At 73.2% G+C, this 24,551-nt stretch carries 26 protein-coding genes and 1 pseudogene; 16 read left to right on the plus strand and 11 right to left on the minus strand.

Going from position 1 to position 24,551, the window contains the following annotated elements:
• Nucleotides 1-54: 54 nt before the first annotated feature.
• On the minus strand, nucleotides 55-975 hold the full coding sequence (locus ACFP3U_RS06785; RefSeq protein WP_380224301.1) for an SMP-30/gluconolactonase/LRE family protein: 921 nt from the start codon (nucleotides 973-975) through the stop codon (nucleotides 55-57).
• Between the two features lie 91 nt (nucleotides 976-1,066).
• Here ACFP3U_RS06785 and ACFP3U_RS06790 point away from each other — a divergent pair, with 91 nt between their 5' ends.
• Nucleotides 1,067-1,507, plus strand: a complete 441-nt coding sequence (locus tag ACFP3U_RS06790) for an Lrp/AsnC family transcriptional regulator (RefSeq protein WP_380224340.1) — start codon at nucleotides 1,067-1,069, stop codon at nucleotides 1,505-1,507.
• A 97-nt stretch (nucleotides 1,508-1,604) separates the two neighbouring features.
• Here the strand turns inward: ACFP3U_RS06790 and lpdA are convergent, their stop codons facing one another.
• Entirely contained in the window at nucleotides 1,605-3,017 is a 1,413-nt protein-coding gene (gene lpdA, locus ACFP3U_RS06795) for a dihydrolipoyl dehydrogenase (RefSeq protein ID WP_380224302.1), read from the minus strand.
• A 203-nt stretch (nucleotides 3,018-3,220) separates the two neighbouring features.
• Complete coding sequence (locus ACFP3U_RS06800) at nucleotides 3,221-4,726, minus strand: M28 family metallopeptidase (RefSeq protein WP_380224342.1); 1,506 nt, start codon at nucleotides 4,724-4,726, stop codon at nucleotides 3,221-3,223.
• 229 nt (nucleotides 4,727-4,955) lie between these two features.
• Here ACFP3U_RS06800 and ACFP3U_RS06805 point away from each other — a divergent pair, with 229 nt between their 5' ends.
• The 6 genes from ACFP3U_RS06805 (at nucleotide 4,956) to ACFP3U_RS06830 (ending at nucleotide 10,070) form a co-directional block, all read left to right on the plus strand.
• Nucleotides 4,956-5,135: an antitoxin gene (locus tag ACFP3U_RS06805; protein WP_380224303.1), complete on the plus strand. Its 180-nt coding sequence runs from the start codon at nucleotides 4,956-4,958 to the stop codon at nucleotides 5,133-5,135.
• Between the two features lie 331 nt (nucleotides 5,136-5,466).
• Complete coding sequence (locus ACFP3U_RS06810; protein WP_380224304.1) at nucleotides 5,467-5,952, plus strand: cation:proton antiporter regulatory subunit; 486 nt, start codon at nucleotides 5,467-5,469, stop codon at nucleotides 5,950-5,952.
• Nucleotides 5,953-5,959: 7 nt separating this feature from the next.
• Nucleotides 5,960-7,318, plus strand: a complete 1,359-nt coding sequence (locus ACFP3U_RS06815; RefSeq protein WP_380224305.1) for a cation:proton antiporter — start codon at nucleotides 5,960-5,962, stop codon at nucleotides 7,316-7,318.
• Nucleotides 7,319-7,455: 137 nt separating this feature from the next.
• Nucleotides 7,456-8,133, plus strand: a complete 678-nt coding sequence (locus tag ACFP3U_RS06820; protein ID WP_380224306.1) for a TetR/AcrR family transcriptional regulator — start codon at nucleotides 7,456-7,458, stop codon at nucleotides 8,131-8,133.
• Complete coding sequence (locus ACFP3U_RS06825) at nucleotides 8,130-9,560, plus strand: MFS transporter (protein WP_380224307.1); 1,431 nt, start codon at nucleotides 8,130-8,132, stop codon at nucleotides 9,558-9,560. The genes ACFP3U_RS06820 and ACFP3U_RS06825 overlap by 4 nt, the downstream gene beginning before the upstream one ends.
• Nucleotides 9,561-9,587: 27 nt before the next feature.
• Nucleotides 9,588-10,070 (plus strand): nuclear transport factor 2 family protein, encoded by a 483-nt coding sequence (locus tag ACFP3U_RS06830; protein ID WP_380224308.1) that lies wholly within the window; start codon nucleotides 9,588-9,590, stop codon nucleotides 10,068-10,070.
• Between the two features lie 292 nt (nucleotides 10,071-10,362).
• Here ACFP3U_RS06830 and ACFP3U_RS06835 read toward each other — a convergent pair whose 3' ends face one another.
• Genes ACFP3U_RS06835 through ACFP3U_RS06845 form a run of 3 tightly spaced genes read right to left on the minus strand, consistent with a single transcriptional unit; the run spans nucleotide 10,363 to nucleotide 12,896 of the window.
• Nucleotides 10,363-11,184 carry a class I SAM-dependent methyltransferase gene (locus ACFP3U_RS06835; RefSeq protein WP_380224309.1) on the minus strand — a complete coding sequence of 274 codons (822 nt, stop codon included), beginning with the start codon at nucleotides 11,182-11,184 and terminating at the stop codon, nucleotides 10,363-10,365.
• A gap of 20 nt (nucleotides 11,185-11,204) precedes the next feature.
• Nucleotides 11,205-11,402 carry a hypothetical protein gene (locus tag ACFP3U_RS06840; RefSeq protein WP_380224310.1) on the minus strand — a complete coding sequence of 66 codons (198 nt, stop codon included), beginning with the start codon at nucleotides 11,400-11,402 and terminating at the stop codon, nucleotides 11,205-11,207.
• A gap of 39 nt (nucleotides 11,403-11,441) precedes the next feature.
• Complete coding sequence (locus tag ACFP3U_RS06845; RefSeq protein WP_380224311.1) at nucleotides 11,442-12,896, minus strand: MATE family efflux transporter; 1,455 nt, start codon at nucleotides 12,894-12,896, stop codon at nucleotides 11,442-11,444.
• 316 nt (nucleotides 12,897-13,212) lie between these two features.
• Between ACFP3U_RS06845 and ACFP3U_RS06850 the strand changes: the two genes are divergently transcribed.
• The 7 genes from ACFP3U_RS06850 to ACFP3U_RS06880 all read left to right on the plus strand — a co-directional run bounded on the left by ACFP3U_RS06850 (nucleotide 13,213) and on the right by ACFP3U_RS06880 (nucleotide 19,366).
• A complete protein-coding gene (locus ACFP3U_RS06850) occupies nucleotides 13,213-13,755 on the plus strand; it encodes a PadR family transcriptional regulator (RefSeq protein ID WP_380224312.1) in 543 nt (180 codons plus the stop codon).
• A gap of 269 nt (nucleotides 13,756-14,024) precedes the next feature.
• The gene (locus ACFP3U_RS06855; protein ID WP_380224344.1) at nucleotides 14,025-14,867 is read left to right on the plus strand and encodes a class I SAM-dependent methyltransferase; all 843 of its coding nucleotides are present in this window, start codon (nucleotides 14,025-14,027) and stop codon (nucleotides 14,865-14,867) included.
• A gap of 133 nt (nucleotides 14,868-15,000) precedes the next feature.
• Nucleotides 15,001-15,633, plus strand: coding sequence for a phosphatase PAP2 family protein (locus ACFP3U_RS06860; RefSeq protein WP_380224313.1), 633 nt, complete (start codon nucleotides 15,001-15,003; stop codon nucleotides 15,631-15,633).
• Between the two features lie 117 nt (nucleotides 15,634-15,750).
• Entirely contained in the window at nucleotides 15,751-16,767 is a 1,017-nt protein-coding gene (locus ACFP3U_RS06865; protein ID WP_380224314.1) for an acyltransferase domain-containing protein, read from the plus strand.
• A gap of 213 nt (nucleotides 16,768-16,980) precedes the next feature.
• Entirely contained in the window at nucleotides 16,981-17,865 is an 885-nt protein-coding gene (locus ACFP3U_RS06870; protein ID WP_380224315.1) for an isocitrate lyase/PEP mutase family protein, read from the plus strand.
• Nucleotides 17,862-18,233: a hypothetical protein gene (locus ACFP3U_RS06875; RefSeq protein ID WP_380224316.1), complete on the plus strand. Its 372-nt coding sequence runs from the start codon at nucleotides 17,862-17,864 to the stop codon at nucleotides 18,231-18,233. The genes ACFP3U_RS06870 and ACFP3U_RS06875 overlap by 4 nt, the downstream gene beginning before the upstream one ends.
• Nucleotides 18,230-19,366, plus strand: a complete 1,137-nt coding sequence (locus ACFP3U_RS06880; protein ID WP_380224318.1) for a bile acid:sodium symporter family protein — start codon at nucleotides 18,230-18,232, stop codon at nucleotides 19,364-19,366. The genes ACFP3U_RS06875 and ACFP3U_RS06880 overlap by 4 nt, the downstream gene beginning before the upstream one ends.
• Before the next feature lie 81 nt (nucleotides 19,367-19,447).
• On the opposite strand, the gene ACFP3U_RS06885 is transcribed toward ACFP3U_RS06880, so the two are convergent.
• Both ACFP3U_RS06885 and ACFP3U_RS06890 read right to left on the minus strand, forming a co-directional pair.
• Entirely contained in the window at nucleotides 19,448-20,023 is a 576-nt protein-coding gene (locus ACFP3U_RS06885) for a TetR/AcrR family transcriptional regulator (protein WP_380224319.1), read from the minus strand.
• A gap of 1 nt (nucleotide 20,024) precedes the next feature.
• A complete protein-coding gene (locus ACFP3U_RS06890; protein WP_380224320.1) occupies nucleotides 20,025-20,726 on the minus strand; it encodes a type 1 glutamine amidotransferase domain-containing protein in 702 nt (233 codons plus the stop codon).
• A 212-nt stretch (nucleotides 20,727-20,938) separates the two neighbouring features.
• On the opposite strand from ACFP3U_RS06890, the pseudogene ACFP3U_RS06895 reads away from it, so the two are divergent.
• Nucleotides 20,939-21,493, plus strand: a pseudogene (locus ACFP3U_RS06895) (LysR family transcriptional regulator); the annotation flags it as partial.
• A gap of 168 nt (nucleotides 21,494-21,661) precedes the next feature.
• On the opposite strand, the gene ACFP3U_RS06900 reads toward ACFP3U_RS06895, so the two are convergent.
• Nucleotides 21,662-21,997, minus strand: coding sequence for a helix-turn-helix domain-containing protein (locus ACFP3U_RS06900; protein ID WP_380224322.1), 336 nt, complete (start codon nucleotides 21,995-21,997; stop codon nucleotides 21,662-21,664).
• Nucleotides 21,998-22,470: 473 nt separating this feature from the next.
• Between ACFP3U_RS06900 and ACFP3U_RS06905 the strand changes: the two genes are divergently transcribed.
• On the plus strand, nucleotides 22,471-23,463 hold the full coding sequence (locus tag ACFP3U_RS06905) for a phosphotransferase (RefSeq protein ID WP_380224324.1): 993 nt from the start codon (nucleotides 22,471-22,473) through the stop codon (nucleotides 23,461-23,463).
• A 96-nt stretch (nucleotides 23,464-23,559) separates the two neighbouring features.
• Here ACFP3U_RS06905 and ACFP3U_RS06910 read toward each other — a convergent pair whose 3' ends face one another.
• Together ACFP3U_RS06910 and ACFP3U_RS06915 are read right to left on the minus strand one after the other, a co-directional pair.
• Nucleotides 23,560-24,117 (minus strand): site-specific integrase, encoded by a 558-nt coding sequence (locus ACFP3U_RS06910; RefSeq protein WP_380224345.1) that lies wholly within the window; start codon nucleotides 24,115-24,117, stop codon nucleotides 23,560-23,562.
• A 9-nt stretch (nucleotides 24,118-24,126) separates the two neighbouring features.
• Nucleotides 24,127-24,252: a hypothetical protein gene (locus ACFP3U_RS06915; protein ID WP_380224325.1), complete on the minus strand. Its 126-nt coding sequence runs from the start codon at nucleotides 24,250-24,252 to the stop codon at nucleotides 24,127-24,129.
• Between the last annotated feature and the right edge of the window lie 299 nt (nucleotides 24,253-24,551).

A 24,551-nucleotide genomic window follows, 5' to 3' on the forward strand; every position in this document is an offset into this window, starting at 1 on the left:
GGCCCGGTGTGACGCGGTGACGCGGTGACGCGGCGCGTCACACCGGGCGGTGCGTCACGGGTGCCGGGGGACGCGGTGCGTGCCGCTCATCGAGGTCACCAGCGAGTACAGCGAGGTGGTGGCGGTGATGAAGAGGCGGTTGTTCTTCGGGCCGCCGAAGGTGAGGTTGGAGACCGGCTCGGGGACGAGCAGCCGACCGATCAGGGTGCCGTCCTCGGCGTAGCAGTGGACGCCGTCGCCGAAGGCCGCCGCCCAGAGCCGCCCGTCGCGGTCGAAGCGGATGTTGTCGAAGCGGCTGCCCTTGCCCTCGATGTGGACGCGGTCGCCGGACAGGGTGCCGTCCTCGCGGATGTCGAAGGCGCGGATGTGCGCGGCGCGGCTGTCGGAGACGTAGAGGCGCTGCTCGTCGTGGGAGAGCAGGAGCCCGTTGGGGCCGCGGAAGCCGTCGGCGGCGAGCTGGACCTCTCCGCTGTCCGGGTCGATCCGGTAGACGTTGCAGGCGCCGATCTCGCTCTCGGCGACATGGCCCTCGTAGTCGCTGGTGATGCCGAAGTCCGGGTCGGAGAACCAGATCGCGCCGTCCGAGCGGACCACCGCGTCGTTGGGCGAGTTGAGCCGCTTGCCGCCGTAGTGGCTCGCGAGGACGGTGACGGTGCCGTCGTGCTCGGTGCGGGTGACCCGCCGGTTGCCCTGCTCGCAGGTGATCAGCCGGCCCTCGCGGTCGAGGGTGTTGCCGTTGCTGTGCCCGGCCACCGAGCGGAAGGTGCTGATCGCGCCGGTGGCCTCGTCCCAGCGCAGGATCCGGTCGTTGGGGATGTCGCTCCAGATCACCTGGCGCCAGGCGGGCAGGTAGAGCGGGCCCTCGGCCCAGCGGCAGTCGCCGTGGAGCTGTTCGAGCCGGGTGTCGCCGTAGGTGCAGGGGCGAAAGCGGTCATCCAGGATCTCGTACAGTCCGAACTCAATCTCACCAGACATCATTCATGTCCTATCGCCAACAGCCGAACGTGGTTCTGATGATCAAGAGTATGGCAGAACGAGATATGGTTCCACCATGGCGATCGACAATCTGGACGACACCGACCGCGCCCTGCTCGCCCTGCTCCAGCAGGACGCGGGGCAGGCGTACGCGGCGCTCGGCAAGGCCGTGGGACTCTCCACCGCGGCGACCCACGACCGGGTCCGGAAACTGCGCGAGCGCGGCGTCGTCCGCCGCACGACGGTGGACGTGGACCCGAAGGCGCTCGGGCTCGGGGTGCTCGCCTTCGTGATGGTCGACTCGTCCGCCTGGATGGGCGACTCGGCCGCGGCCTTCGCCGCGATCCCCGAGATCGAGGAGGCGCACATCATCGCGGGCGCCGCATCGGTGCTGGTCAAGGTGCGGACGGCGACCACCGAGCAGCTCCAGGACGTGCTCCGTCGGCTCTACGCGATCGAGGGCGTCAACGGCACCCAGGCCACCGTGGTCCTGGAGTCCTTCTTCGAGCGGCCGCCGTCCCCGGCCGGCTGACCGCTGCCGCACCGGCCACCATGGGCCCGACATACGACGGGCCCGTCCGGCGGGGAGAGCTCCCCACCGGACGGGCCCGGGCGCGCACGGAGGCTGATCACATGTTGATCATGTGACCCGCCAGCCCGTGGATCGCCTCCTTGACCGCCTCACCCAGCGTCGGGTGCGCGTGCACGTTGCGGGCGACCTCGTGCACGGTGAGGTCCCACTGCTGGGCCAGCGTCAGCTCCGGCAGCAGCTCGGTGACCTCGGGGCCGATCAGATGGGCGCCGAGCAGCTCGCCGTGCGTGTCGTCGCAGATGACCTTGACGAAGCCGATCGGGTGGCCGAGGCCGTGCGCCTTGCCGTTGGCCGTGAAGGGGAACTTGGCGACCTTCACGTCGTAGCCCAGCTCACGGGCCTGCGCCTCGGTGTAGCCGAAGCTCGCGATCTGCGGCTGGCAGTAGGTCGCGCGCGGGATCATCGCGAAGTCCAGCTCCATGGTCTCCACGTCGGCGATGGTCTCGGCGGCGATCACGGCCATCGACTCGGCGGCGTGCGCCAGCATCAGCTTGGCAGTGACGTCGCCGATGGCGAAGATGTGCGGGATGTTGGTCCGGCCCCGGCCGTCGACCGCGATCGCGCCGCGCTCGGTCAGCCGGACGCCGGTGTTCTCCAGGCCGTAGCCGTGGACCCGCGGCGCGAAGCCGATCGCCTGGAGCACCTTGTCGGCCTCCAGCACCTGCTGCTGCCCGTCCTTGGCGGTGACGGTGACCTTGACCTTGGCGGCCGGGTCCTTGTCGTCGATCGAGTCCACCCGGGTCGAGGTGAGCACCTGGATGCCGAGCTTGCGGTACTGCTTGGCCAGCTCGGCGGAGACGTCGGCGTCCTCCAGCGGCACCATCCGGTCGAGGAACTCCACGATGGTGACCTGCACGCCGTAGTTGTGCAGCACGTAGGCGAACTCGACGCCGATCGCGCCGGCACCGGCGATGATGATGCTGCCCGGCAGGTCCTCGGTGAGGATCTGCTCCTCGTAGGTGACCACGCGGTCGCTCAGGCTGGTGCCGGGCAGCAGCCGGGTGGTGGCACCGGCGGCGATGACGCAGTGGTCGAAGGTGACGACCTCGAAGCCGCCGCCGTTGAGGGCGACCTGCAGGGTGTGGTCGTCGACGAAGGTGCCGCGACCGTCGTACTCGGTGATGCCGTTCTTCTTCATCAGGTAGTGGACGCCCTTGACGCGGCCGTCGGCGACGGTGCGGCTGCGCTTGAACGCCTCGCTGTAGTCGAAGGTGACCTGACCCTCGATCTTGATGCCGAAGGTCTTGGCCTCCTTGGTGACGATGTGCGCGAGCTCGGCGTTGCGCAGCAGGGCCTTGGAGGGGATGCAACCGACGTTCAGGCAGACCCCGCCCCAGTACTTCGACTCCACCACGGCCGTCTTCAGGCCGAGCTGGGCGGAACGGACGGCCGCGGTGTAGCCGCCGGGGCCGGCGCCGAGAACGACGACGTCGTAGTGCGTGCTGCTCATGCTGCTGATTCCTCCGAGGGTGTCACGGTGTCCTGGTCTCCGTGCCATGGTGTCAGGCCGGCGCGCCGCGCACCCATCGGACCCCCGATCGCCGGACGCCCGGCGGTCCCTGCCACCGTCCCGCCGACGATCGGCCGCCGACCGGCCGCCGTCCCGCCACGGTGAGGGGTGGCGGGACGGCGGCGGGGACGGTCGGGTTCAGGTCAGGCCGCGACCTCGTGCGCGTGGCTCTCCTGCAGGCCGCCGCCGCTGCCCGCCTGGCCGTCGGTCTGCTTGGGCGTGACGGGCGCGGTCAGCGAGGAGAGGTCCCAGGCGTAGATGCCGACGGCGTGGGCGATGGCGTCGATGTTGAGCTCGAAGGCGGCGAGGTCCAGGTTCTCCAGGTCGTCGCAGGCCTGGTGGTAGCACTTGTCGAAGGCCACCCCGGCGGTGCCGCCGTACCTGGCGGCCTGGGCCGCGCTCTTGATCACCTCGGCGCCGGTGTCGGTGCCGCCGGCCGGGATGCCCGCCTCGATGAACGGCCCGTAGTCGGAGCGGCCGGTGAAGTCGGTGCCCTCGTGCGGGACACTCCAGTCGTCGAAGAAGTCCGTGATCAGACGCTCGATCTGGGCGGACCCGGCGGGGCCGGGGCCGGAGCCGACGTGGTCGGAGTCGTCGCCGTCGTAGACGAACTGCGCCGAGTTGGGCGAGGCGATCATGTCGAAGTTCAGGTAGAGCCGGATCTTCTTCCGCTCCGCCTCGGAGAGCGCGTTCACATAGGCCTCGGAGCCCTTGAGACCGAACTCCTCGGCCGACCACCAGGCGAACCGCACCTTGTTCTTCACCGGCTTGGTGCCGAGGTTCTTGGCGACCTCCAGGATGCCGGCCGAGCCGGAGCCGTTGTCGTTGATGCCGGGCCCGGTGGCCACCGAGTCGAGGTGGGAGCCGACCACGACGGTGTTGTTCTCGTCGCCGCCGCGGGTCTCGGCCAGGACGTTCCAGGTCTTGCGCTTCTCCTGGAAGGTCCGCACGTCCAGCGTCACGGTGACCGGCCCGGCGGCGGCCTTGGCCGCGAGGGCCTCGCCGGCCGCCCGGGTGGTGCCGCCGACCGGGACCCGCCCGGCGTCCGGCTCCACGAGCGTGCCGTTGAGGTCGCCCTCGGTGTTGTTGTAGATGACCGCGCCGACCGCGCCCGCGTCCGCCGCGGCGGCCTGCTTGGCCGCGAAGCCGCAGCCGCCGCGCTTGATCAGCGCGACCTTGCCGGTGAAGGCGCCGGCCGCGTAGTCGGCGGCCTCACAGCCCGTGGTGGCGTCCACCGGGACGACCGCGAGCTGGGCGGTGATGCCCCCGGCCGGACCGCCGGCCGAGTACGTCATGACCTTCAGCGGCACCTCCTCGGCCTGCGGGGAGACCACGGCGAGCCGCTCGGAGAGGGCCTGGAAGAACGTGTACTCGAACTCCTGCTTCGAGACCTTCAGCCCCGCCCGACGGGCCTGCTCGTAGACGTACTGGGCGGACCGCTCGTGACCGCGGGCGCCGGCCACCCGGTTGCCGCCGTTGCGGTCGGCGAACCGCTGGAACGCCTCCAGGGTCTCGAAGGCGTCGTCGGCGTCGCTGCCCGCGATCAGCTTGGCGGCCAGCTTCGCGCCGTTGCGGACCGGGTCCGGCTCGGCGGCGGCGCTGCCGGCACCGACCAGCAGCAGCGGGGTCACCAGACCCGCGACCGCCAGTGCGGCGCCCGCCGTCCGGCGGATGGGGGCGGCCTGGGAGCGGGAGGCGACGGCCGGGCGACCGGTCCGAGCGTTCAAGGTGAGTCCTTCCGATGATCCGTGTGACTCCCGATTTGACATGCTCCGGGACTCCTTGCCAACCCCGCCGCGCAAGCTGACCGGATGCGGACACTCCGGTGTGCGGCGATGCTGGAGGAGGTGGGGCCGTCTCATCCGGGAGTGTGACCACATGTCCATGTTGGATAAGCTCAAGGGTCTTCTCAAGGGCCATGAGGAACAAGCCGAGCGAGGCGTCGACAAGGCCGGCGACATGGTCGACGAGCGCACGCAGGGCAAGTACAGCGGGCACGTCGACACCGGCCAGGAGAAGCTCAAGGACCAGCTGAGGGACGACCGCCCGCCGCAGTAGGGCCCTCGGCGCCGTCCCGGCCTCCGCAGTTCGCTTCGGCCGAGTCGACTTCCTCGTCGACTACCACGTCGGCTTCCTCTTCAACTTCCACATCGACGGACCGTCACGCAGTCGTCCCCGGTCCGTTCGCCCGGTTCGTGCCCGCGCTGTCCGGCGCCCGCACGGACCGGGCGCTATTTTCGGACTTTACATACTCATTACTATTGATCCGGTTGCGCGTTCGCGTCCCGCACGCGGTCAGGCGCCGGCGTTCCCCTGCCCCGGTGCTCCCCGCCCGGCGTGCCCGTGCCGCGCACCACCATGGGAACCCCCTGACGAGAGGACAGCCGCCGTGTCGATCGCCCGTGTCCGGACCACTCCGCTGCCCGGTGTCGGCGTCCAGTACGACCTCACCACCCGAGAACAGCGGCACCTGTCCGTGATCGCCCACCGGGACGGCTCACGCAGTCTCAACGTCTACCGCTCGGACGACCCCGACGCCTGCGCGCAGGCCTTCCGGCTGACGGCCGAGGAGTCCGCCGCCCTGATGGACGCCCTGACGCCGGCCCACCACAGCCCGGCCCTGCTGCACACCACCGACCTCGGCCTGGTCGCCGAACGGCTCCCGGTCGACGGCGCCTCGTACTGGAACGGGCGGCTGCTCGGCGAAACCCGGATGCGGACCGAGACCGGCGCCTCGATCGTCGCCGTGCTGCGGCGCACCGGCGCCGTCCCCTCCCCCGCGCCGGACTTCCGGCTGGCCGGCGGCGACACGCTCATCGTGATCGGCACCCGCGAGGGTGTGGACGCGGCGGCGGCGATCCTGGAGCGGGGGTGATCGGGGAGTGCACACCGCCAAGGTCTTCATCGAGCTCGGCTCGGTCATCCTCGTCCTCGGCCTGCTCGGCCGGATCGCCGGACGGTACGGCTTCTCGCCGATCCCGCTCTACCTGCTCGGCGGGCTCGCCTTCGGCACCGGCGGGCTGCTCCCGCTGAGCGCCAGTGAGGAGTTCGTGGCGACCGGCGCCGAGATCGGCGTCGTCCTGCTGCTGCTGATGCTGGGTCTGGAGTACACCGCCGCCGACCTGGTCACCAACCTCAAGGCCCAGTACCCGGCCGGCGCGGTCGACTTCCTGCTCAACGCCGTGCCCGGCGCGGTCGCCGCGCTGCTGCTCGGCTGGGGCCCGGTGGCGGCCGTGGTGCTGGCCGGCGTCACCTGGATCTCCTCCTCGGGCGTCATCGCCAAGGTGCTCGGCGACCTCGGCCGCCTGGGCAACCGGGAGACCCCGGTGATCCTCAGCATCCTGGTGCTGGAGGACCTCGCGATGGCGGTGTACCTGCCCATCCTGACCGCCCTGCTGGCCGGGGCCGGCCTGGTCGCCGGCTCGATCACGCTGGCCATCGCGCTCGCCACGGCGGGAGCGGTGCTGTTCGTCGCGCTCCGCTACGGGCGGCTGATATCCCGGTTCGTCTCGCACGACGACCCGGAGAAGCTGCTGCTGGTGGTGCTCGGGCTGACCCTGCTGGTCGCGGGCATCGCGCAGCAGCTCCAGGTGTCGGCGGCGGTCGGCGCGTTCCTGGTCGGCATCGCCCTCTCCGGCGAGGCCGCCGAGGGCGCGCACACGCTGTTGAGCCCGCTGCGCGACCTCTTCGCGGCGGTGTTCTTCGTCTTCTTCGGCCTCAGCACCGATCCGACCAGCATTCCGCCGGTACTGCTGCCCGCGCTGCTGCTGGCCCTGGTCACCGCGCTGACCAAGGTCGCGACCGGCTACTGGGCCGCCCGGCGCGCGGGGATCGCCACCCGCGGGCGGTGGCGGGCCGGCGGGGCCCTGGTGTCCCGGGGCGAGTTCTCGATCGTCATCGCCGGGCTGGCCGTGACGGCCGGCATCGAGCCCGGGCTGGGGCCGCTGGCCACGGCGTACGTGCTGATCCTGGTGGTCACCGGACCGCTGGCCGCGCGGTACACCCAGCCGGGGGTGGAGCGGCTGGGCGCGGTGGTCGCGCGACGGCGGCGCCGCGCCTGGGCGCCGGAGGCGCAGGTGGCCGGGGTGGCCGGGGTGGCCGCGGCGCGGGGTCCCTCGCAAGGCACGGCGGTGGACGGGGCGGAGCCGGTGGAGGACGCGGACGGCGCGGCGGCCCCGAACAACGCGGCGGACGTACTGGACGCCGGACCCGGCCAAGCCCTGGACGGGCTGTCGCGCTGACCTGGCCCGACCCGCCCCGATACCCCGCCCCTGGGCGACTCACCTCCGGTGGTCCGCCCAGGGGCGTTCGTCGTTCCCCGTGCGCGCGTAGACAGTGCGAGTAGACAGTGTCTACTCGATCTTGATAGACACGTCCCATGACGCAAACGGAACAGGACAAGGCCACCGGCCTGCGTGCCCGCCTGGTCGCGGCCGGAGTCGAACTGCTCGCCCTGGAGGGCGTCCACGCGCTCACCCTGCGCGAGATCGCCCGCCAGGCCGGCGTCTCGCACGGCGCGCCGCGCCGCTACTTCGCCACCCACGCCGAGCTGCTGGCCGCCATCGCCCGCCACGGCTTCGGCGAACTGGCCACCGCCGTGGGACTCGACGCCCCCGCCGCCGGGGCCGGGGCCGTCCGCGACGCAGCCGAGGCGCGGACGCGACTGGAGCGGCTCGCCCGGGGCTACCTCGACTTCGCGGCCGACCGGCCGGGGATGTTCGAGCTGATGTTCCGCCACGACGTCATGGAGGGCAGCGGTGCGGAGCTGCGTCGCACCTCGCTCCCCCTGTTCGAGGCCGTCACCCGCCTCGTCGCCGCGATCCGACCGCCGGCCGTCGGGACCGTCGGCACCGTCGGCGCCACCGGGTCGACCGGGTCGACCGGGAGCGGCGACGATGTGCCCCCGATCGTGGTGGCGGCGGCGCTCTGGGCCAATCTGCACGGTCTCGCCCAGCTCCGCGCCTGGGGCAGCCTCCGACTGGCCACCGGCGCCGACACCGTCGAACCGGTCCTGCGCGCCACGCTCGACGCCCACCTCGGCCCGGTGCCCCGATGACGCCGGCCCGCGCCCAGCGCCTCACCCTCGTCGGCAGCGTTCTCGGCGCCGCGATCGTCGCCCTCGACGGCACGGTGCTCACCGTCGCCCAGCCCAGCCTCCGTCACGACCTGGACGCCTCGCTCCCCGCCGTGCAGTGGACCAGCACCGCCTACCTGGTCACGGTGGCCGCCCTGCTCGTCTTCGCCGGCCGGCTCGGCGACCGGTTCGGCCACCGCCGGGTCTTCGCGGTCGGCGTGCTCGGCTTCGGCGCCACCTCGGCCGGCATCGGCCTCGCCCCGAGCATCGGCTGGGTGATCGGCCTGCGCGTCCTCCAGGGCATCGCCGGCGCGCTGCTCCAACCCGCCACCCTGGGCCTGCTGCGAGCCGTCTACCCGGCGGACCGACTCGGCCGACCGATCGCGCTGCGCACCGTCGCGATCGGACTCTCGGCCGCCGCCGGACCGGTGGTCGGCGGCGCCCTGACCGCCCAGCTGGGCTGGCGGTCGGTCTTCTTCCTGACGCTCGTGCCCGCCGTGGTCGCCGGCGTCGCCGCACTGCTGGTCCGGCTGCCCCGGTCGGCCGAGAACCACACGGCCGCTCCGGGTGCCGGTCTGGACCTGCCCGGTTCCGCGCTGCTCGGCGCCGCACTGGCCTGCCTGGTGTTCACCCTGGTCGGCGTTCCCGACCGAGGTCTGTCACCGGTCACCTGGCTCGGCCTGGCGGCCTCGGCCGTACTCGGCGCCGCCTTCGTCCGCCACGAGCGGCGCACCCGGCACCCGCTGCTGCCGCCGACCCTCCTGCGGGCCCCGACCGTCGCCCCCGCGCTGGGCGTCCTGCTCACCGCCTCGGCCGCGCTCTTCGGGACGCTCTTCCTGGCCACCTACTTCCTCCAGGACGTGCTCGCCCTCGACCCGCTCGCCAGTGCGCTCCGGTCGCTGCCGCTGGCGGCGGCGATGGTGGTCGCCGCACCCTCCTCGGCCGCCCTGACCCGGCGGCACGGGCCGCGCCGGACGGTGGTGGCGGCGATGTCCTCGCTCACCCTGGGCGTCCTCCTCGTCGCGTCCTTCCGGCCGGACACCCCGGTGCCGGTGATCGGCACGGCCTTCCTGCTGCTGGGCGCCGGGTTCGGGGCCGTGATGGCCACCGCGACGGCGGCGGTCGTACGCGCCGCCCCGGTCCGGGACGCCGGGGTGGTGGGCGGTCTCCAGCAGACCGCGATGAACGTCGGGCCCGCCCTCGGCGTCGCCGTCGCCACCACCCTGACCGCCGGCCACCCCCTGACCGAGGCCCTCGCCCCGGCCCTCCTCACCCTGGCGGCCATCGCCGCCGCAGGCACCCTCCTCGCCACCCGCCTCCCTGCCGACCGCGCGGCGGCGCGGAGCCCCGAGGGTGGGGAGCGAAGGGCGCGCTCGGCCAGGTCTGATGCGGAAAACCCGTTGCCCTGAAGCCCGTTGGCGCTGATAGAAAGGGGCATGGACGAGCAGATCATTCCCCCGGTCGAACGGATGCTCGCGGAGCGCGCCTGCGAGCGCGTCATCGTGGACTTCATCCACCGCCTCGACCTCGGCGACCCGAGCTCGGTGGCCGAGCTGTTCACCTCGGACGGCTTCTGGCACTGGCCCTACGGCGACCGGCGCATCGAGGGACGCGAGGCCCTGCGCCGCTACTTCGCCTCTCGCCCGGCGGACAGGCTGTCACGTCGTCTGATGACAAACATCCTGGTCACGGTGGAGTCCGAGACGACGGCGCGGGCCGTCTCCTACCTGACGACGTACCGGGTCGACGGCTACACGGGCGGAATGATCGAGCCCAGGCTCCCGGCCAACGTCGGCCACTACGAGGACACCTTCCACAAGATCGACGACACCTGGCTCCTCGCCGGCCGCACCGTCCACCTCCCCTTCGGCACCGACACCGAGCGACTCCCCGCCCCGGATGCAGCACATTCCTCATGACGCGGTCTCGCGGCCCGGCGACCAAGGGGTCGCCGGGCCGCCCAGCTTCCGCCTTGGTCGAAGCAGGACTACGAGTGGGGCAACGTGCACCGGTACTGCTGCGGGAACCCTCTGGAGGCCCGCACCCTCCTCGAAACGGTGCTGAATGCGACGTCGGCCCGGAGCGCCCGCGAGCTCCGCAAGATCATCAACAAGCTCGACGCTGCCTACGGTCTTCCCCTGCCACCGCGCGACCAAGGCGGACGTTGAAGAACAAGCTGAGGAAACCGCCGAGCCCGGGGCGGCGCCGCGCTCAGCGGCGAACGAAGTAGGTGGCGGTGTCGTGGTTGCCGAGCCAGCGGAGGGTGAGGGGGCAGCGGGAGAGCGGGCGCCAGTGGGTGGTCAGTTCGGTGAAGAAGTCCGGGTCGGCGCAGAGGCCGCCGGGGCGGTCGCCGAGGTAGAGGACGCTGGGGCCGCGGTAGGCGCGGAGGGTGTCGGCGGCCATCGGGTCGCGGTGCGGGGGCCAGAGCAGGGCCAGCACGCGATCGGGGTGGGCGGCGGCGTCCTCCGCCGCCCGGCCGGGGCGGACCTCGGTGTACTGGAAGCGGTCGGTGAAGCCGTTCCGTTCGGTGCGGGCCTCGGCGTCGGTGGCCAGTACGTCGACGCCGCGGGCGCGCAGCAGCCAGGCCCAGTAGCCGCTGCCCGCCCCCACCTCCAGCAGACCGCGGCCGTCCAGGCAGTCGGTGAGCCAGTCCAGCGCGGTGCGGGAGGCCAGCGCCCAGCTGTAGACGCGGGAGAGCTCCTGCCGTCGGGGCAGCGCGGGACCCAGCTCGGCGGGGAGGTGGTCGAACACGTCGATGACCGGCCGCGTGCGGCTGCCGTGGCGGAGCGCCGGGTACCACAGCAGCGGCACCATCTGCGGGTTGTGCGCCGCGAACTCGACGTCCTGCTCGGGCAGCAGGTCGCCGAGCTGCCGGAACGGGCGGCCCCACCCGGGGTGGTGCAGCTCGGACCGGCCGGCCCAGAGGCGGATCAGGCGCTCGGCCGTCCCGGCGACCATCAGGGCGGTGGGGTCGCCGGGCCCGGCCGTGCCGTCCGACCCCGGGCGTGCGGGCTGCGCCGTCGGCGCGGTCATCGGCGGTGTCCGGTGGTGCGTCAGAGCCCGATGTGGTCCTGAACCGCCAGGCCGTCGGTGCCGGCCGGCTGGCCGAGCATGCCCAGGTGCGCCTCGACGACGATGCCGGGGACGGTGGCGGGCTCCTGGACGGCGCTGACACCACCCACCACGGCGGCGGCCGCGAGAGCCGCGGTGGCGGCACCGATCAGGGCGGTGTGACGACTGTTCAGCTCCATGGTGACCCCTGTGGTCTCGGACGATCGATCGTGCGCAGCTTAAGCAGGCGTCTCCTGTTCGATCAAGCGAATTTCCGACGGCCGGTCAGGATCGGCGGCCGGGGCGTCGCCGCCGGTCGGGGCGTCGCGGTCGGCCGGAGCGTCGCGGTCGGCCGGAGCGTCGCGGTCGGCCGGAGCGTCGCGGTCGGACCGGGCCCGCCGGTGGCGCGGCAGCAGGATCCGGAGCAGGGCGAGCTGGGCGAGGGCGCCGATCGTCATGCCGGCCCAGAGGCCGTGGACGCCGAGCGGGCCCGCCAGGGCGGCACCGGAGCCGAGCTGGACGGCGAGGCCGAGCAGCACGGCGGTGACCAGCGGCCGTCCCGCCCCGGCCGCCTGGTGCACTCCGCCGAGGGCGACCACCAGCGCGTAGGGCAGCAGGTAGAGGCCGGCCATCCGAAGGAAGCCGACGGCCTCACCGGCCACCGCCGGGTCGTCGGTGAACAGCGCCGCCACCGGCTGCGCGGCCGCGGCGCAGAGCAGCGCGGCGCCCGCGCCGAGGGCGGCGGCCAGTCGGGCGGTGTCGCGGCCGAGGGAGCGCACGACGGCGGCGGGGTCGACACCGGCCCGCCGGGCCGCGCCGGTCAGCCGGGCGGCCTCGATGGCGGCGGCCTGCCGGACGGCGTAGAACGCCATCGTGACGATCAGCAGGACGCGGTAGCCCACCCCGTACCCGGCCACGGCCGGCACGCCGAAGGAGGCGACCATCGCGAGCTGCGCGGTGCCGACGCCCATCCGCGCGGTGAAGTCCAGGCCGAACGAGGCACCGGTCGCGGTGATCGCACGGGCTTCGGCGAGCAGCCCGCCGGCCGGGGCGGGCAGCCGGTGGCGGCGGCGAAGCAGCGCGGTGACCGCGAGGGCGACCGCCCGGGAGGCGGTCAGCGCGAGCGCCGCGCCGGTCACCCCGAGCGCCGGGAGCGGGCCGGGGCCGAGGATCAGCAGCGGATCGAGGACGAGCAGCAGGGCGTTGCCGAGCAGGGCCGTCCGCAGCGGGGTCCGGGTGTCGCCGACGCCCTTGAACAGCTCGTCGGCGATCCGCTGGGCGAAGAAAAGCGCGAAGGCCGGGAAGGCCACGGTGAACCAGTCGGCGGCGAGACGGGCGGCCTCCCCGTCCAGGAAGGCGCCGGCGATCCGGTCACGGGCGAGGAAGCCGGGGACGGCGATCGCGAGGCTGCCCAGTGCGCAGAGCCGCCACGCGGCGCGGGCGACGCGTCCGGCCCCGGCCCGGTCCTCGGCGCCGTGGGCGCGCGCGAGCCGCACGGTGGTCCCCGAGGCCGCCACCAGGACCAGGCCGAGCAGCAGGTTCTCCACGGTGCCGGCCAGGGTGACGGCGGCCACCGCCGGTCCGCCCAGCCCGGCCACCCAGTAGGCGCCGATGACCGACGCGACCACGCCCGACAGCAGTTCTCCGTAGACCGGTCCCGCCAGTGCCACGAGCCGTGGCAGGTGACCCCGCATGTGTGTCCTCCTCGATGTTCCCGGCGATGTTCCCGGCGCGCCCGGTGTCCCCCGACGCCGGGCATGCCCGTGGCAGGGCCGACGCCGCTGCGCTCCCGCCGGGCGGGAGCCGGGCATCTGACCTCGAATAGAGATACCTCGAATCGAGGCGCATCGACAAGAGGTATCGTGGCTCCGTCGCGGAGCGCGCGGCCACCGGTCGCACGCCCACCGGTCGCAGGTCCGCAGGGCCGGACGTCCACCGGTCCGGACGTCCACCGGTCCGGACGGAACGCCGCGGCGACGGAACACCACGCCGACGGAAAGGCCCTGGCCCGTGCTGACGCTCGCGATCCTCGGGTTCCTGTACGACGAACCGCTGCACGGCTACCAGCTGAAGGCCCGGATCACCGGCCTGACCGGTCATGTCCGGCCGGTCAGCGACGGCGCGCTCTACCCCGCGATCACCCGGCTGGAGAAGGCCGGACTGCTGCGGCGTCGCACCGAGCCGGGCACCGGGGCCGCCCCCCGGCAGGTCCTGGAGCTGACCGCCGAGGGGCGGGCCGAACTGGAGCGCCGGCTGACCGAGCCGGAGGAGGTCGAGATCTCCGACCAGATCCGCTTCTTCACCGTCGCCACCTTCCTGGACCGCCTGACCGACCCGGCCCGGCAGGCCGCGGTGCTCCGCCGCCGCCTCGCCTTCCTGGAGGCACCGAGCAGTTTCTTCTACGACGCGGACGGCCGCCCGGTCGCCGCCGAGCAGGAAGGCAACCCGTTCCGCCGCGGCATGCTGCTGGTCGCCCGGGCCTCCGGGGCGGCCGAGCGGGCCTGGCTCGCCGAGACGATCGCCGACCTGGAGCGCCTCGCGTCGAACCCCTGAGCGAGCCGCCGCACACGGCCGTTCGAGAGGGCGCCCGACGGCGCCGAGCGTGGCTATGATGGGCGGCCACCCACCACGGCCGATCCGTCCGGTACCCCGGCACCGCCGCGATTGACCAGGTCACGGGCCCGCCCGGGCCCGCTCCGCCCGCCCCGAGGGAGACCGCCGTGCCCAGTGCCGACACCGCCGACGCCACCGGATCCGCCAAGGCCACGGGAGCCGCCAAGGCCACCGAAGCCGCAGAGGCCACCGGAGCCGACCGCTCCACGATCGACCGCCCCTCCGACGCGCCCCGGCCGGCCGCCCGCCGGGAGGACATCCCCGGCTGGTTCTTCCGGCTGGACCAGGAGGCCTTCCGGCACCTCCTCACCACCCAGAGCACGGCCGGGACCACCGGCGACGTCCTCGAACTCGGCAGCTACCTGGGGCGCAGCGCCGTCCTGCTCGGCGACCACCTGCGGCCGGGCGAGCGGTTGACGGTCTGCGACCTGTTCGACTCCGCGGCGGGCGACGACGACAACGCGGCCGAGATGACGATGTCCTACCGGGCCTCGCTCACCAGGAGCGGTTTCGAGGCCAACTACCTCGCCTTCCACCCGGAGCTGCCGACCATCGTGCAGGCGCCGACCTCGGTGCTGGCCGACGGCCGAATCCCGGCCGGCAGCTGCCGCTTCGTCCACATCGACGCCTCGCACCTCTACGAGCACGTGGCCGGGGACATCGAGGTGGCGCGGCGGGCGCTGACCGAGGACGGCCTGGTGGTGCTGGACGACTACCGCTCGGAGCACACGCCCGGCGTGTCGGCGGCGGTCTGGCAGGCGGTGTTCACCGGCGGACTGCGGCCGGTGTTGCTGACGCCGATGAAGTTCTACGGGACGTGGGGCGATCCGGAGCCGGTCCGGCGGGAGCTGCTGGCGCGCGACTGGCGGGCGGAGGGCTTCACGGTCGACGAGGACACCATCGCGGGGCGCCGGGTGCTGCGGCTCAACAACGCCGTGCCGTCGGCAGCGCCGCGTTCGGGCCCGCGCCAGCTGCTGCTCGACCTGCTGCCGCCGGTCGCCACCCGGGCGGTGCGACGGGCGCTCGGCACGTTGCGGGCGGTGCGGGGATAAGGGTCGCGCCGGAGGCCTCCGGCGAACGGCGCGGGGCCGGGGCGGGCGGGGTCGGGGCGGGTCGCGCGGGCCGGTAGCCTTCAGCCGTGCACCGAACGATCACCTCCGCCGTCCGCCGCTCCGGACCACGCCGATGAGCACCTTCCTCCCGCCCGAGCCCCCGGCCTTCGCCACCGCCTCGCGGCGCGAGCGGGCGGCCAGGGTCCTCACCGAGGTCCTCGCGCCCGCGAACCTGGTGATCGCCCTGCTGCTGCTCGTCGGCGCGCACGCCACGGACGGCTGGTCCGGGCTGGGCTGGGGCCTCCTGGCGGCGCTCTTCTGCGGGGCGGTGCCGATGGGGGTGATCGCGTTCGGGGTGCGGCGCGGCGCGCTGACCGACCGGCACATCCGGGTGCGCCGCCAGCGGGTGGTGCCGATGGCGGTCAGCCTGGTCTCCGTGCTGACCGGGGTGGCGCTGCTGTACCTGCTGCACGCCCCGGCGGAGGTCGGGGCGCTGGTGGTGGCGATGCTGGTCGGCCTGGTCTCGGCGCTGGCCGTCACCGTCCGGTGGCAGATCTCCCTGCACAACGCCGTGGCCGGCGGGACGGCGATGATCCTGCTGCTGGCGCTCGGCCCGGCGACCCCGGCCCTGCTGGTGGCGGCGGCCGCGCTGCCGGTGGCGACGGGCTGGTCGCGGCTGGTGCTGAGGGCGCACACGCCCGCGCAGGTGGTGGCCGGGACGGCGCTCGGCGGCGTCTCCGCGCTGGTGTTCACGCTCCTGCGCTGAGCCCGCGCCTCGGGCGCCGCCACCGCACGGCCGGACCGCCGGACCGCCGGTAGGGTCGCCCGGTCGGGCCCTCCGACCGGGCGGGCCGGCCGATCCCGAGCCGTGGAGGGCGCCGCCGTGCAGCCGCCGATTCCCCACCTGCCGCACCTGCCGCACGAGCCCCCGGCGCAGCCGCCGGAGCCGCCCGGACCGGCCGGCCCAACGCCGCCGCCGGGACTTCCGCAGCTTCCGGAGCTTCCGGAGCTTCCGGCGGACGAGGAGCTGGTCGAGGCGCTGCTCGCGCTCGCGGTGCCGTTCGAGGAGGTGAACGGCCTGCTGGCGGCCCGCACCCGGCTGGGCAGGGACCGGGGACTGCGGACGCTCTTCGAGGAGATGCTGGCGACCCAGGCCCGGGCCGTGGGGACGCTCGGGCAGCCGGCCGGACTCGACCGCCACTGGGCGGCCGGTGTGGCCGGCGGCGAAGGGCTCGCCCCGCTGCTGTTCGTCGCCCTGGCGCCGCTCGCCCGGGCGCACCACCGCGCGCTCGGCGTCCCGGCCGGGGTGACCCGGTCGACGCTGGCCGACCTCGGCCGCCAGCTGGTGGTGAGCCGGTGGCGCGGCCACTCCGGGCTGGGCAACGCGCGCTGGCTGACGCTGCACTTCCGGGGCGAGCTCTTCCAGCTCGGCCGCCTCCAGTTCCAGCGCGCCCGGCTCACCGGCGCGGACGCCGAGGCCGCCCGGGCGGCGGGGGCCGGCGAGTGGGCCCTCCAACTGCACATCCCCGACCACTGCGGCCCGCTCTCCCCCGGGGCGTGCGACCGCGCGCTGGAGCGCGCCCGGGCGTTCTTCCCCCGGCACTTCCCCGGGGAGCCGTACCGGAGCGCCTGCGTCTTCTCCTGGCTGCTCGACCCGCAGCTCGCCGCCTATCTGCCGGCCGAGTCGAACATCATGCGGTTCCAGCGGCGGTTCACCCCGCTGGAACGCCCGCACCGGCCGCCGGTCCCCGAGGACGCCAATCCGCTGAAGTTCGTCTTCGGCGACGCCGGGCGGCCGCTGGAGTCGCTCCCCCGGGACACCGTCGTGCAGCGCGCCCTGGTCGACCACCTGCGGGCGGGCGGTCACTGGTACGTGCGGGGCGGCTGGCTCGCGCTCTGAATCCGCGCCCCACTCGGAGTTCGTTCACAAAATACTACCGGTCCGATGAATCCGATCGGACTCACTCGAACGAGGGAAACTCCTTTAAAGATTTGCCCACGGAACATTAAAGCGCGCATAGTGATGACGCCTCAGTTGGCCCTAGGGATGGCCAACTTATGGCAAAGTCCCGTGCGTGTCGCGCACGGATCCCTGACGGACGAGGAGATGGCGTTGCGGCACGGAAACCTTCACGACGGCTACGGGCAGCGGCTGCGCGAGCAGATCACCGCCCCGGGGACGACCCCGCTCATCGGCGTCTACGACATGTACTCCGCCTCGATCGCGGCCGAGCACTACGACGGCATGTTCGTCTCCGGCTTCGGCTTCGCGGCCTCCTACTACGGCCTGCCCGACATCGGCTTCATCGCCTGGCCGGACATGGTCGCCTTCGTCGAGCGACTGCGCGGCGCCTTCCCCCGGCATCACCTGCTGGTCGACATCGACGACGGCTACGTCGATCCCGAGGTGGCCTGCCACGTGGTGCGGAGGCTGGAGCGGATCGGCGCCTCGGGCATCATCCTGGAGGACCAGAAGCGCCCGCGCCGCTGCGGTCACGCCGACGGCAAGCAGATCCTCCCGCTCGACGAGTACCTGGAGAAGCTGGACAAGGTCCTGGCCGCCCGGACCGACCTGGTGGTGGTGGCCCGCACGGACGCGACCGAGGAGGCCGACATCCTGCGCCGGGCCGAGGCCCTCGCCGCCACCGACGCGGACGTGGTGCTGGTCGACGGCGTGCGCAGCGAGGAGTGGATCCGGCGGATCCGCCGGGTGGTGGGTGACAAGCCGCTGCTGTTCAACCAGATCGGCGGCGGCAAGTCGCCCCGGCTGTCGCTCTCCGAGCTGGGCGCGCTCGGGGTGGACGTCGCCATCTACAGCACCCCGTGCCTGTTCGCGGCACACCGGGCGATGGACGAGGCGCTCGCCGGGCTCAAGGTCGCGGACGGCCGGCTGCCGGCCGACACCACGGACCGGCAGGAGATCGGCGTCCGCGAGTCCACCGAGCTGCTGGAGCGGAACATCGCCCGTAGCCACGCCCGCGAGGAGGTGGGCGTGTGACGCTCCGGGTGCCCGGCCCGTCGACCCGGGCCGCGGGAGAGCGGCCGAGCCGGGGCCGCCACCGGGTGACGGCCGTCGGCCTGGCCCTGGCGGCCTGGACCCTGCTCGGCGGCGCCGTGCCGGGGTCGGCCGTCGCGGAGCGCAGTCTCGTCACGGTGATCGACAACTCCGGGGCCGACTCGATCGTCGAGATCGACCGAACGGCCGACCTCCTGATCGGGCACGGATCGGCCGGCAGCGACCACGACGGTTCCACCGCCCTGGTACCCGGCCTGCTGGGGACCGCCAAGACGGTCCCGGCATCGCCGGACGAGGCATCGCCGGACGCGGAGGAGGCTGAGGAGACGGGGGAGGGGGGCGAGGAATGAGCACGGCCCGTCAGCACCGGGCGCCGCCCTCGGCGGGGGTGCCGGCCCGTCCGCCGGCCCGTCCGCCGGCCCGTCCGCCGAGCGGCGGTGAACGGCGGCGGCCGTGGTGGCGGGTGCTCGATCCGTACGTGTTGGCGCTGGGCGGCGCGGTGGCGCTGGCCGCACTGCTCCCCGCCACCGGGCAGGCGGCGCGCGGGGCCGGGCTGGCCTGCGACCTCGCGGTGGGGCTGCTGTTCTTCCTCTACGGGGCCCGACTCTCCACCCGCGAGACGGTCGCCGGACTGCGGCACCTGCGGCTGCACGGGCTGGTGCTGGCCTGCACCTTCGTGCTGTTCCCCGTACTCGGCCTGGCCGTGACGGCGGCGGCCCCGTTCGGGCTCGGCGGGCCACTGCGGACGGGCGTGCTGTTCCTCTGCCTGGTGCCGTCCACGGTCCAGTCGGCGGTGGCGCTCACCGGCGTCGCCCGGGGGAACGTCCCGGCCGCGATCTGCGCCGGCACCTACTCCAGCCTGGCCGGCCTGGTGCTGACGCCGCTCCTCGCGGCCTGGCTGCTGGGGGCGGAGGCGGCGCTGTCGGCCGGCGGGCTGCTGCGGATCTGCGGGCAACTGCTCGCACCGTTCGTGGTGGGGCAGGTCCTGAGACCCTGGCTGGGCGGCTTCCTGGGCCGCCACCGCAGGGTGCTCGCCCCGGTCGACCGGGGCTCGATCCTGCTGGTCGTCTACACCGCGTTCAGCGGCGCGGTGGAGCAGGGGGTCTGGGCCACCGTCACACCGTCCGCCCTCCTCGGGCTGCTGACGGTCCTGCTGCTCCTGCTCACGGCCGCGATCGCCGCCGCCCGGCTCGGTGCGCGACTGCTCGGGCTGGACCACGCCTCCGCGGTCGCGGCGGTGCTCTGCGGCTCGCAGAAGAGCCTGGCCAACGGCCTGCCGATGGCCACCGTCCTCTTCGGCCCCCAGGCCGGCCTCCTGGTGCTGCCGCTGATGATGTACCACCAGGTGCAACTGGTGGCGGGCTCCCTGCTCGCCGGCCGCTGGTCCAGGGCGGCGAGCGCGGCGCCGGCCGACGTCGACGCGGCCCCGGGGGTTCCCGGGCCACCCGCACGCGCCTCCCCCGGAGCGGCCACCCAAGGCTGACGTACCGGCACGGGCGTACCGGCGCCCTGCCGGGGCGGCCGCTCCGCCGTTCACCGCCGTTCACCGCCGTTCAACGCGGGCTCAGTGAGCGCATCCGGGGCAGGCGAACAGAGCGTCGACGGCGCGTGCGAGAAGCCGCCGCGGCTCGCTCGCGCCTTCGAGCCCGGTGACCACGGCGAGGAGGATCTCGGCGGTGTCGCCCACGGCGTCCCCGGAACCCACGGCGTCACCGGGGCCTGACTCGCTCAGCATGGCCACGAGCAGCGCCCGCACCTCGGCGGTGAACCCGGCGCAGACGTCGCCGAAGAGCCGGGCCCTGGCGTCGAGCAGTTCGGCGGCGTGCGGGGAGTCGCCCCGCAGGTCGAGCACGAGGTCGAGCTTGACCCCCAGCACGCCGAGCACGCGGTCGCCCACCGGGGCGTCGGAGGCCGCGACCGCCCGGGCCCGGTCGAGCGCGCGGGCGTGCAGGCGCTCGGCCAGGAGCCGGAAGGCGGCGTCCTTGCCGCTGACGTACTGGTACAGCGCCGACCGCGACACGCCCATCTCCGCGGCGATGTCGTCCATCGTGGTACGCCGCACCCCGTACCTGGTCAGGCAGGTGTAGGCGGCGTCCAGGACTTCGTCGCGGCGATCGGCAGCGGTCTTGCCACCGGACATCTCAGCCGGACAGCTTCGTCAGCAGTTCGGCGGCGAGCGGGGCGGAGGAGGCCGGGTTCTGACCGGTCACCAGGTTGCGGTCGACCACGACGTTCGGCGCCCAGGGCTCGCCGACCTGAACGTCCACGCCGGCCTCGACGAGCCGGGTCTCCAGCAGCCACTTCGCCTTCTCGGCGAAGCCGGCCTGGGTCTCCTCGGTGTTGCTGAACGCCGCGACCCGGTAGCCGCTGAAGGAGTTGCTGCCGTCCTCCTCGACGGCGGCCAGCAGGGCGGCCGGCCCATGGCAGACGACGCCGAGCGGCTTGCCGGACTTCAGCGCGAGGGTCAGCAGGCGCCCGGAGGCGGCGTCCACCGCGAGGTCCTCCATCGGGCCGTGCCCGCCCGGGTAGAACACCGCGTCGTAGTCGGCCAGGTCGACGTCCGCCAGCTTGACCGGGTGCGCCAGCTCGGCCATCGCGGCGAGGCCGTCCGCGATCCGCCGGGCGCCGTCCTCCCCGCCGTTGACCTCCGGCGCGAGGCTGCCGCCGTCGACGGTCGGCACCACACCGTCCGGGGTGGCCACGGTGACGGTGTGGCCCGCGGCCTTGAACGCCTGGTACGGCGCGACGGCCTCCTCGGCCCAGAAGCCGGTCGGGTGCTGGGTGCCGTCGGCAAGCGTCCAGTGGGTGGCGCCGGTCATCACGAAAAGGATCTTCTTCGACATGCTGCGGTCTCCGGTTCTCGGCTGGGGTTCTTGGCTGGTCCGGGCGGCGGTGACGTCGCGGTGCACGTTCTGACAACTTGCACGCTAAACGTCAGCGCGTCCGACCTCCCCAAACGTAGACCGGTCCGATCCACCCGCGCCAATAGGCAGGCCGATGGCGGGCATCGGTCCCCGGATGGCTCACAGCGGCGCCTCGCGTGGGGTTGGCGGGCGTGAGCGACAGGAACTCCCCCGGACCGGGACCGGGACCGGGACCGGGACCGCTTGACCTGAACCAGCTGCGCACCTTCCTGGCCGTGTACCGGACGGGCTCCTTCACCGCCGCCGCCCGGCGGCTCCAGCTGTCCCAGCCGACAGTCACCGCACAGATCCGGGCCCTGGAGGAGCGGACGGGCCGGGACCTCTTCGAGCGCCGCGCCCGCGGCGTCGCCGCCCTCCCCCACGCGGACGCGCTCGCCGCGCAGTTGGCGGAGCCGCTGGCCCCGCTCGCGGCCCGGGGCGTCCGACTGCGGGTGGCCACCGATCTGACGGAGCCGCTCCTCGCAGAGCTGCGCGCGGGCCACCACGACCTCGTGGTCGCCACCCAGCGCCCGCGCGGCCGCACGCTGCACGCCGAGCCGCTCGCCGACGAGGAGTTCGTCCTGGTCGCCGCACCCGTCTGGGCCGAACGGCTGGCGGGCCGTCCGCTGCCGGAGGCGCTGGAGGAGGTCCCGCTGGTGGCCTACGCCGAGGACCTGCCGATCGCCCGCCGGCGCCACGGGCGGCGGCGACCGGGATGCCGATCTCGCCCAGGAGTGCGGACAGGTGGTCGGGGCGGGCGGGCTGGCCGGCTCGGCGGCCGGGGAAGAGCCAGCGGGATGCCTGGTTGGTGGCGGTGTTCATGTTGCCGCGGTCCGCGATGTGTTCGTACTGCTCGTCGGTGGCGTAGGGGCGGCTCATGCGTCGGGCAGGATGCGGGCAGCGCGGGGCCGGAGCTTCGCGACGTTGTCGGGCGGGGTGGGCAGGTCGCCGGTGGCGGTCTTGCGGACGCCGGCGTTCTCGGCGGTGGTGGTCACCAGGTCGGCCGGGGTGCAGGTGAGGATGTCGCAGAGTGCGGACAGGACCTGCAGCGACAGCCGCTCCGGGGTTCCGGAGACCAGGCGGTGGATCTGGGAGGCGGACAGGTCGATGCCGCGTTCGCGCAGCAGCGGGACCAGTTCGGTCGCGGTGAAGATGCGGTGCTGGGCCATGACCTCGCGCAACCGCCAGGTGTAGCCGATCTTGCGCTTCATGCCTGCCTTCCGTTCTGGGCCTGGAGGGCGGCGGCGACGGTGGTGTCCAGGTGCCAGCGCAGGGTGCGGGTGCGGAAGTCCGAGGAGACGCAGGTGTAAATGGACGTGGTGCTGGCGTGCTCGTGACCGACCTGTTCCTGGATTATCTTGAGTTCGCTTGCCCGGCAGGCTGTTGACCTGGGCGTTTGCGTCGCGGTGATTGTCCGCGACGTAGCGAATGAGGGCATCAGGGTCCTTTCAGCAGAGGCCGATCGTTACCGATCTGGGATCGCTTGTCGATGTCACGTCATTCCCCGCCGCCAGCGTGGACTTCCGGGCTCCGGAGACCGTCCGCGCGAGGTGTGCGTTGAGGGCAGGCGGTCTTGCCTCGGAGAGGTTGGGAGTGCATCCCGGACGTGCGCCGTTCGTCGGCGTTCGGAGGCGACGGAGATACCCCGTGGCAGGGGCGGCGCCGTCTCCAGTAGGTTCCGCGGATGCGGCAATTCGCGGAGATCGAAGACCTGTCGGGGCTTGTGCGTGACGCGCTCGGATCGGGCTGCCGCGTCGTCGCGGTGGACCGGTTGCGCGGCGGGAGCAAGAAAGGGGTGTACCGGGTCCGCCTTGATGGCACCCGCACGGCGAGTGTGATCGTCTACAGCTGGGCCGAGGCTGAGAACTTCTGGCCAGGCGCGCAAGAGGCCGACCCGGCTGACCCGTTCGCGCCCGCTTCCGGGCTGGTCCCGTTCCTGACCGCGCAGCGGAGCTTGGACAGCCTCGGGGCGCGGGTTCCGCGGGTACTCGTGGCGGATGACAGCCGGGGCCGCTATCCGGCGGACGTCGCCGTGGTCGAGGACGTCTCCGGCGGCACGCTCGAAGCACTCTTCGAAACCGATCCCACGCGCGCCGCAGGGACCCTGGGCGACCTCGCGGAGATGCTTGAGGTGATGCACCGATACCAGGGCCAGCGCTACGGCAGGGTGGACCTGCTGGAGCGGGGCGGCTCCGTGTCCGAGGTCTCGTGCGAGCGGCGGGTCCTCGACCGTGCCCTGCGGGACCTTGAGGAGGCGGCGGGGCGCGCCGGCCGCATCGCGGCAGCCGGCGCCGCATTGCGCGACCGTCTGCAGGAACTGGCCGATCGGGTGAGTCCCCGCACGGCATACGGGCTGATCCACGGAGAACTCGGACCCGACCACGTCCTGGTCGACGCCGACGGGCACCCCGTCCTGATCGACATCGAGGGACTGATGTACTTCGACGTCGAGTGGGAGCACGTCTTCCTCCAGTTGCGATTCGGCGAGCGGTACACCGCACTGGCCCGGCCCGATCTCGATCCGCAGCGGCTCGACCTCTACCTGCTCGCGATGCGCCTGTCGCTGGTGGCCGGTCCACTGCGTCTCCTCGACGGGGACTTCCCCGACCGGGCGTTCATGCAGGAGATCGCCGAGCACAATGCGAAAGAGGCGCTGGCACTCCTGCCGTTGGTGTAGCCCTGGGATGCGCACGGCTGCGCGGAGCACGCGTCTACTCCTCGACACGATCAACTCGCCCGTGTGGGCGGGGAGGTTGATGCCGGCGGTGGGACGTTACGTGACCATCGACAGGCTTGCTTGCGCCAGCTTGGGGTTGGCTGGTGCGAGTTGTCGCGGCGCGTTGTTCGCCGAGTGCGCGGGCGAGTTGCTCGCGAAGTCGCTGGTTCTCCTCGGTGAGGCGCCGAATACGGGCGTTGGCGGCTTCAAGGCGTCGTAGCAAGGAAGCGTCGGATGCGTGCGGGGCGTCTTCGGCTTGATCGTGCGGCGGCGCTCGGGCTGGCCGCCGGCCAGGTGATACAGGAACGGCTTCCGGCCCGTGCGCCGGGCGCGGACCGGCTCCAGCTCGGTGACGAGGCCGCCAAGATCCACACCATGGCGTGCATGGAAGACATACAGGCCGCTTACCGCGGACAGCTTCCGGTTGACCGTGGTCACCGCGCGGTGATGCTCCGCCGAGGGCAGCAATGTGACACCGCCGTCGCGGCCCGCAGGAGGCAGCCGGAGCCAGGCGACGAACTCGCCCAGGTCCTCCAGCCGGACCTCGCGCCAGTCCAGGCCGCGTCGGCCGAGGAAGACGAACCAGTCCTTCAGATCGTGGGCGTATGCCTTGATCGTGTTCGGCTATCGCTCGATTGCCGTCAGGTAGGCCAGGTACCGCTCGATCGGCTCGACCATGCCGCCCTCATCGCCGAGGACCGTCCACGACTCAAGCGGCGAGTCGGGCGTCAAGACCCGTTGCACCAGCATCAAACCTCCCGGGGAACTGCGTGGTGGACGGCGGTGGATAACCACCTCCGCCACACAGATCTCCGCCCGCCCCAGGCTCGGTTGTGCTCTGTTCCCGGGCGCGGGTGTACGAGGCGCCGCCCCCGTCGCGATGATCCTCCTCGACGCGCACAGCGGCGAGGAGGTCGAGCCGGTCGTCGTCGACGCCAAGACGCCGGCGTGACACCTGCCCACCCTCCCCGGTCGCGACGAACCACGGGGCCGCCAGGGCGCACAGCCGGGATCCGCCCGGAGGGATCGGAGGGAGGGGCTCCGTTTCG

This window comes from Kitasatospora misakiensis (genome assembly GCF_042656005.1).
Lineage (GTDB): Bacteria > Actinomycetota > Actinomycetes > Streptomycetales > Streptomycetaceae > Kitasatospora > Kitasatospora misakiensis.

What these genes read in the sequence shown, in the direction of transcription:
- ACFP3U_RS06890 (WP_380224320.1), bottom strand. Translation starts at nt 20,726, where the DNA reads ATGTCGAAGAAGATCCTTTTCGTGATGACCGGCGCCACCCACTGGACG.
- ACFP3U_RS06785 (WP_380224301.1), bottom strand. Translation starts at nt 975, where the DNA reads ATGTCTGGTGAGATTGAGTTCGGACTGTACGAGATCCTGGATGACCGC.
- ACFP3U_RS06835 (WP_380224309.1), bottom strand. Translation starts at nt 11,184, where the DNA reads ATGACCGCGCCGACGGCGCAGCCCGCACGCCCGGGGTCGGACGGCACG.
- ACFP3U_RS06915 (WP_380224325.1), bottom strand. Translation starts at nt 24,252, where the DNA reads ATGCTGGTGCAACGGGTCTTGACGCCCGACTCGCCGCTTGAGTCGTGG.
- ACFP3U_RS06900 (WP_380224322.1), bottom strand. Translation starts at nt 21,997, where the DNA reads ATGAAGCGCAAGATCGGCTACACCTGGCGGTTGCGCGAGGTCATGGCC.
- ACFP3U_RS06860 (WP_380224313.1), top strand. Translation starts at nt 15,001, where the DNA reads ATGAGCACCTTCCTCCCGCCCGAGCCCCCGGCCTTCGCCACCGCCTCG.
- ACFP3U_RS06825 (WP_380224307.1), top strand. Translation starts at nt 8,130, where the DNA reads ATGACGCCGGCCCGCGCCCAGCGCCTCACCCTCGTCGGCAGCGTTCTC.
- ACFP3U_RS06830 (WP_380224308.1), top strand. Translation starts at nt 9,588, where the DNA reads ATGGACGAGCAGATCATTCCCCCGGTCGAACGGATGCTCGCGGAGCGC.
- ACFP3U_RS06880 (WP_380224318.1), top strand. Translation starts at nt 18,230, where the DNA reads ATGAGCACGGCCCGTCAGCACCGGGCGCCGCCCTCGGCGGGGGTGCCG.
- ACFP3U_RS06820 (WP_380224306.1), top strand. Translation starts at nt 7,456, where the DNA reads ATGACGCAAACGGAACAGGACAAGGCCACCGGCCTGCGTGCCCGCCTG.
- ACFP3U_RS06885 (WP_380224319.1), bottom strand. Translation starts at nt 20,023, where the DNA reads ATGTCCGGTGGCAAGACCGCTGCCGATCGCCGCGACGAAGTCCTGGAC.
- ACFP3U_RS06805 (WP_380224303.1), top strand. Translation starts at nt 4,956, where the DNA reads ATGTCCATGTTGGATAAGCTCAAGGGTCTTCTCAAGGGCCATGAGGAA.
- lpdA (WP_380224302.1), bottom strand. Translation starts at nt 3,017, where the DNA reads ATGAGCAGCACGCACTACGACGTCGTCGTTCTCGGCGCCGGCCCCGGC.
- ACFP3U_RS06905 (WP_380224324.1), top strand. Translation starts at nt 22,471, where the DNA reads ATGCGGCAATTCGCGGAGATCGAAGACCTGTCGGGGCTTGTGCGTGAC.
- ACFP3U_RS06845 (WP_380224311.1), bottom strand. Translation starts at nt 12,896, where the DNA reads ATGCGGGGTCACCTGCCACGGCTCGTGGCACTGGCGGGACCGGTCTAC.
- ACFP3U_RS06840 (WP_380224310.1), bottom strand. Translation starts at nt 11,402, where the DNA reads ATGGAGCTGAACAGTCGTCACACCGCCCTGATCGGTGCCGCCACCGCG.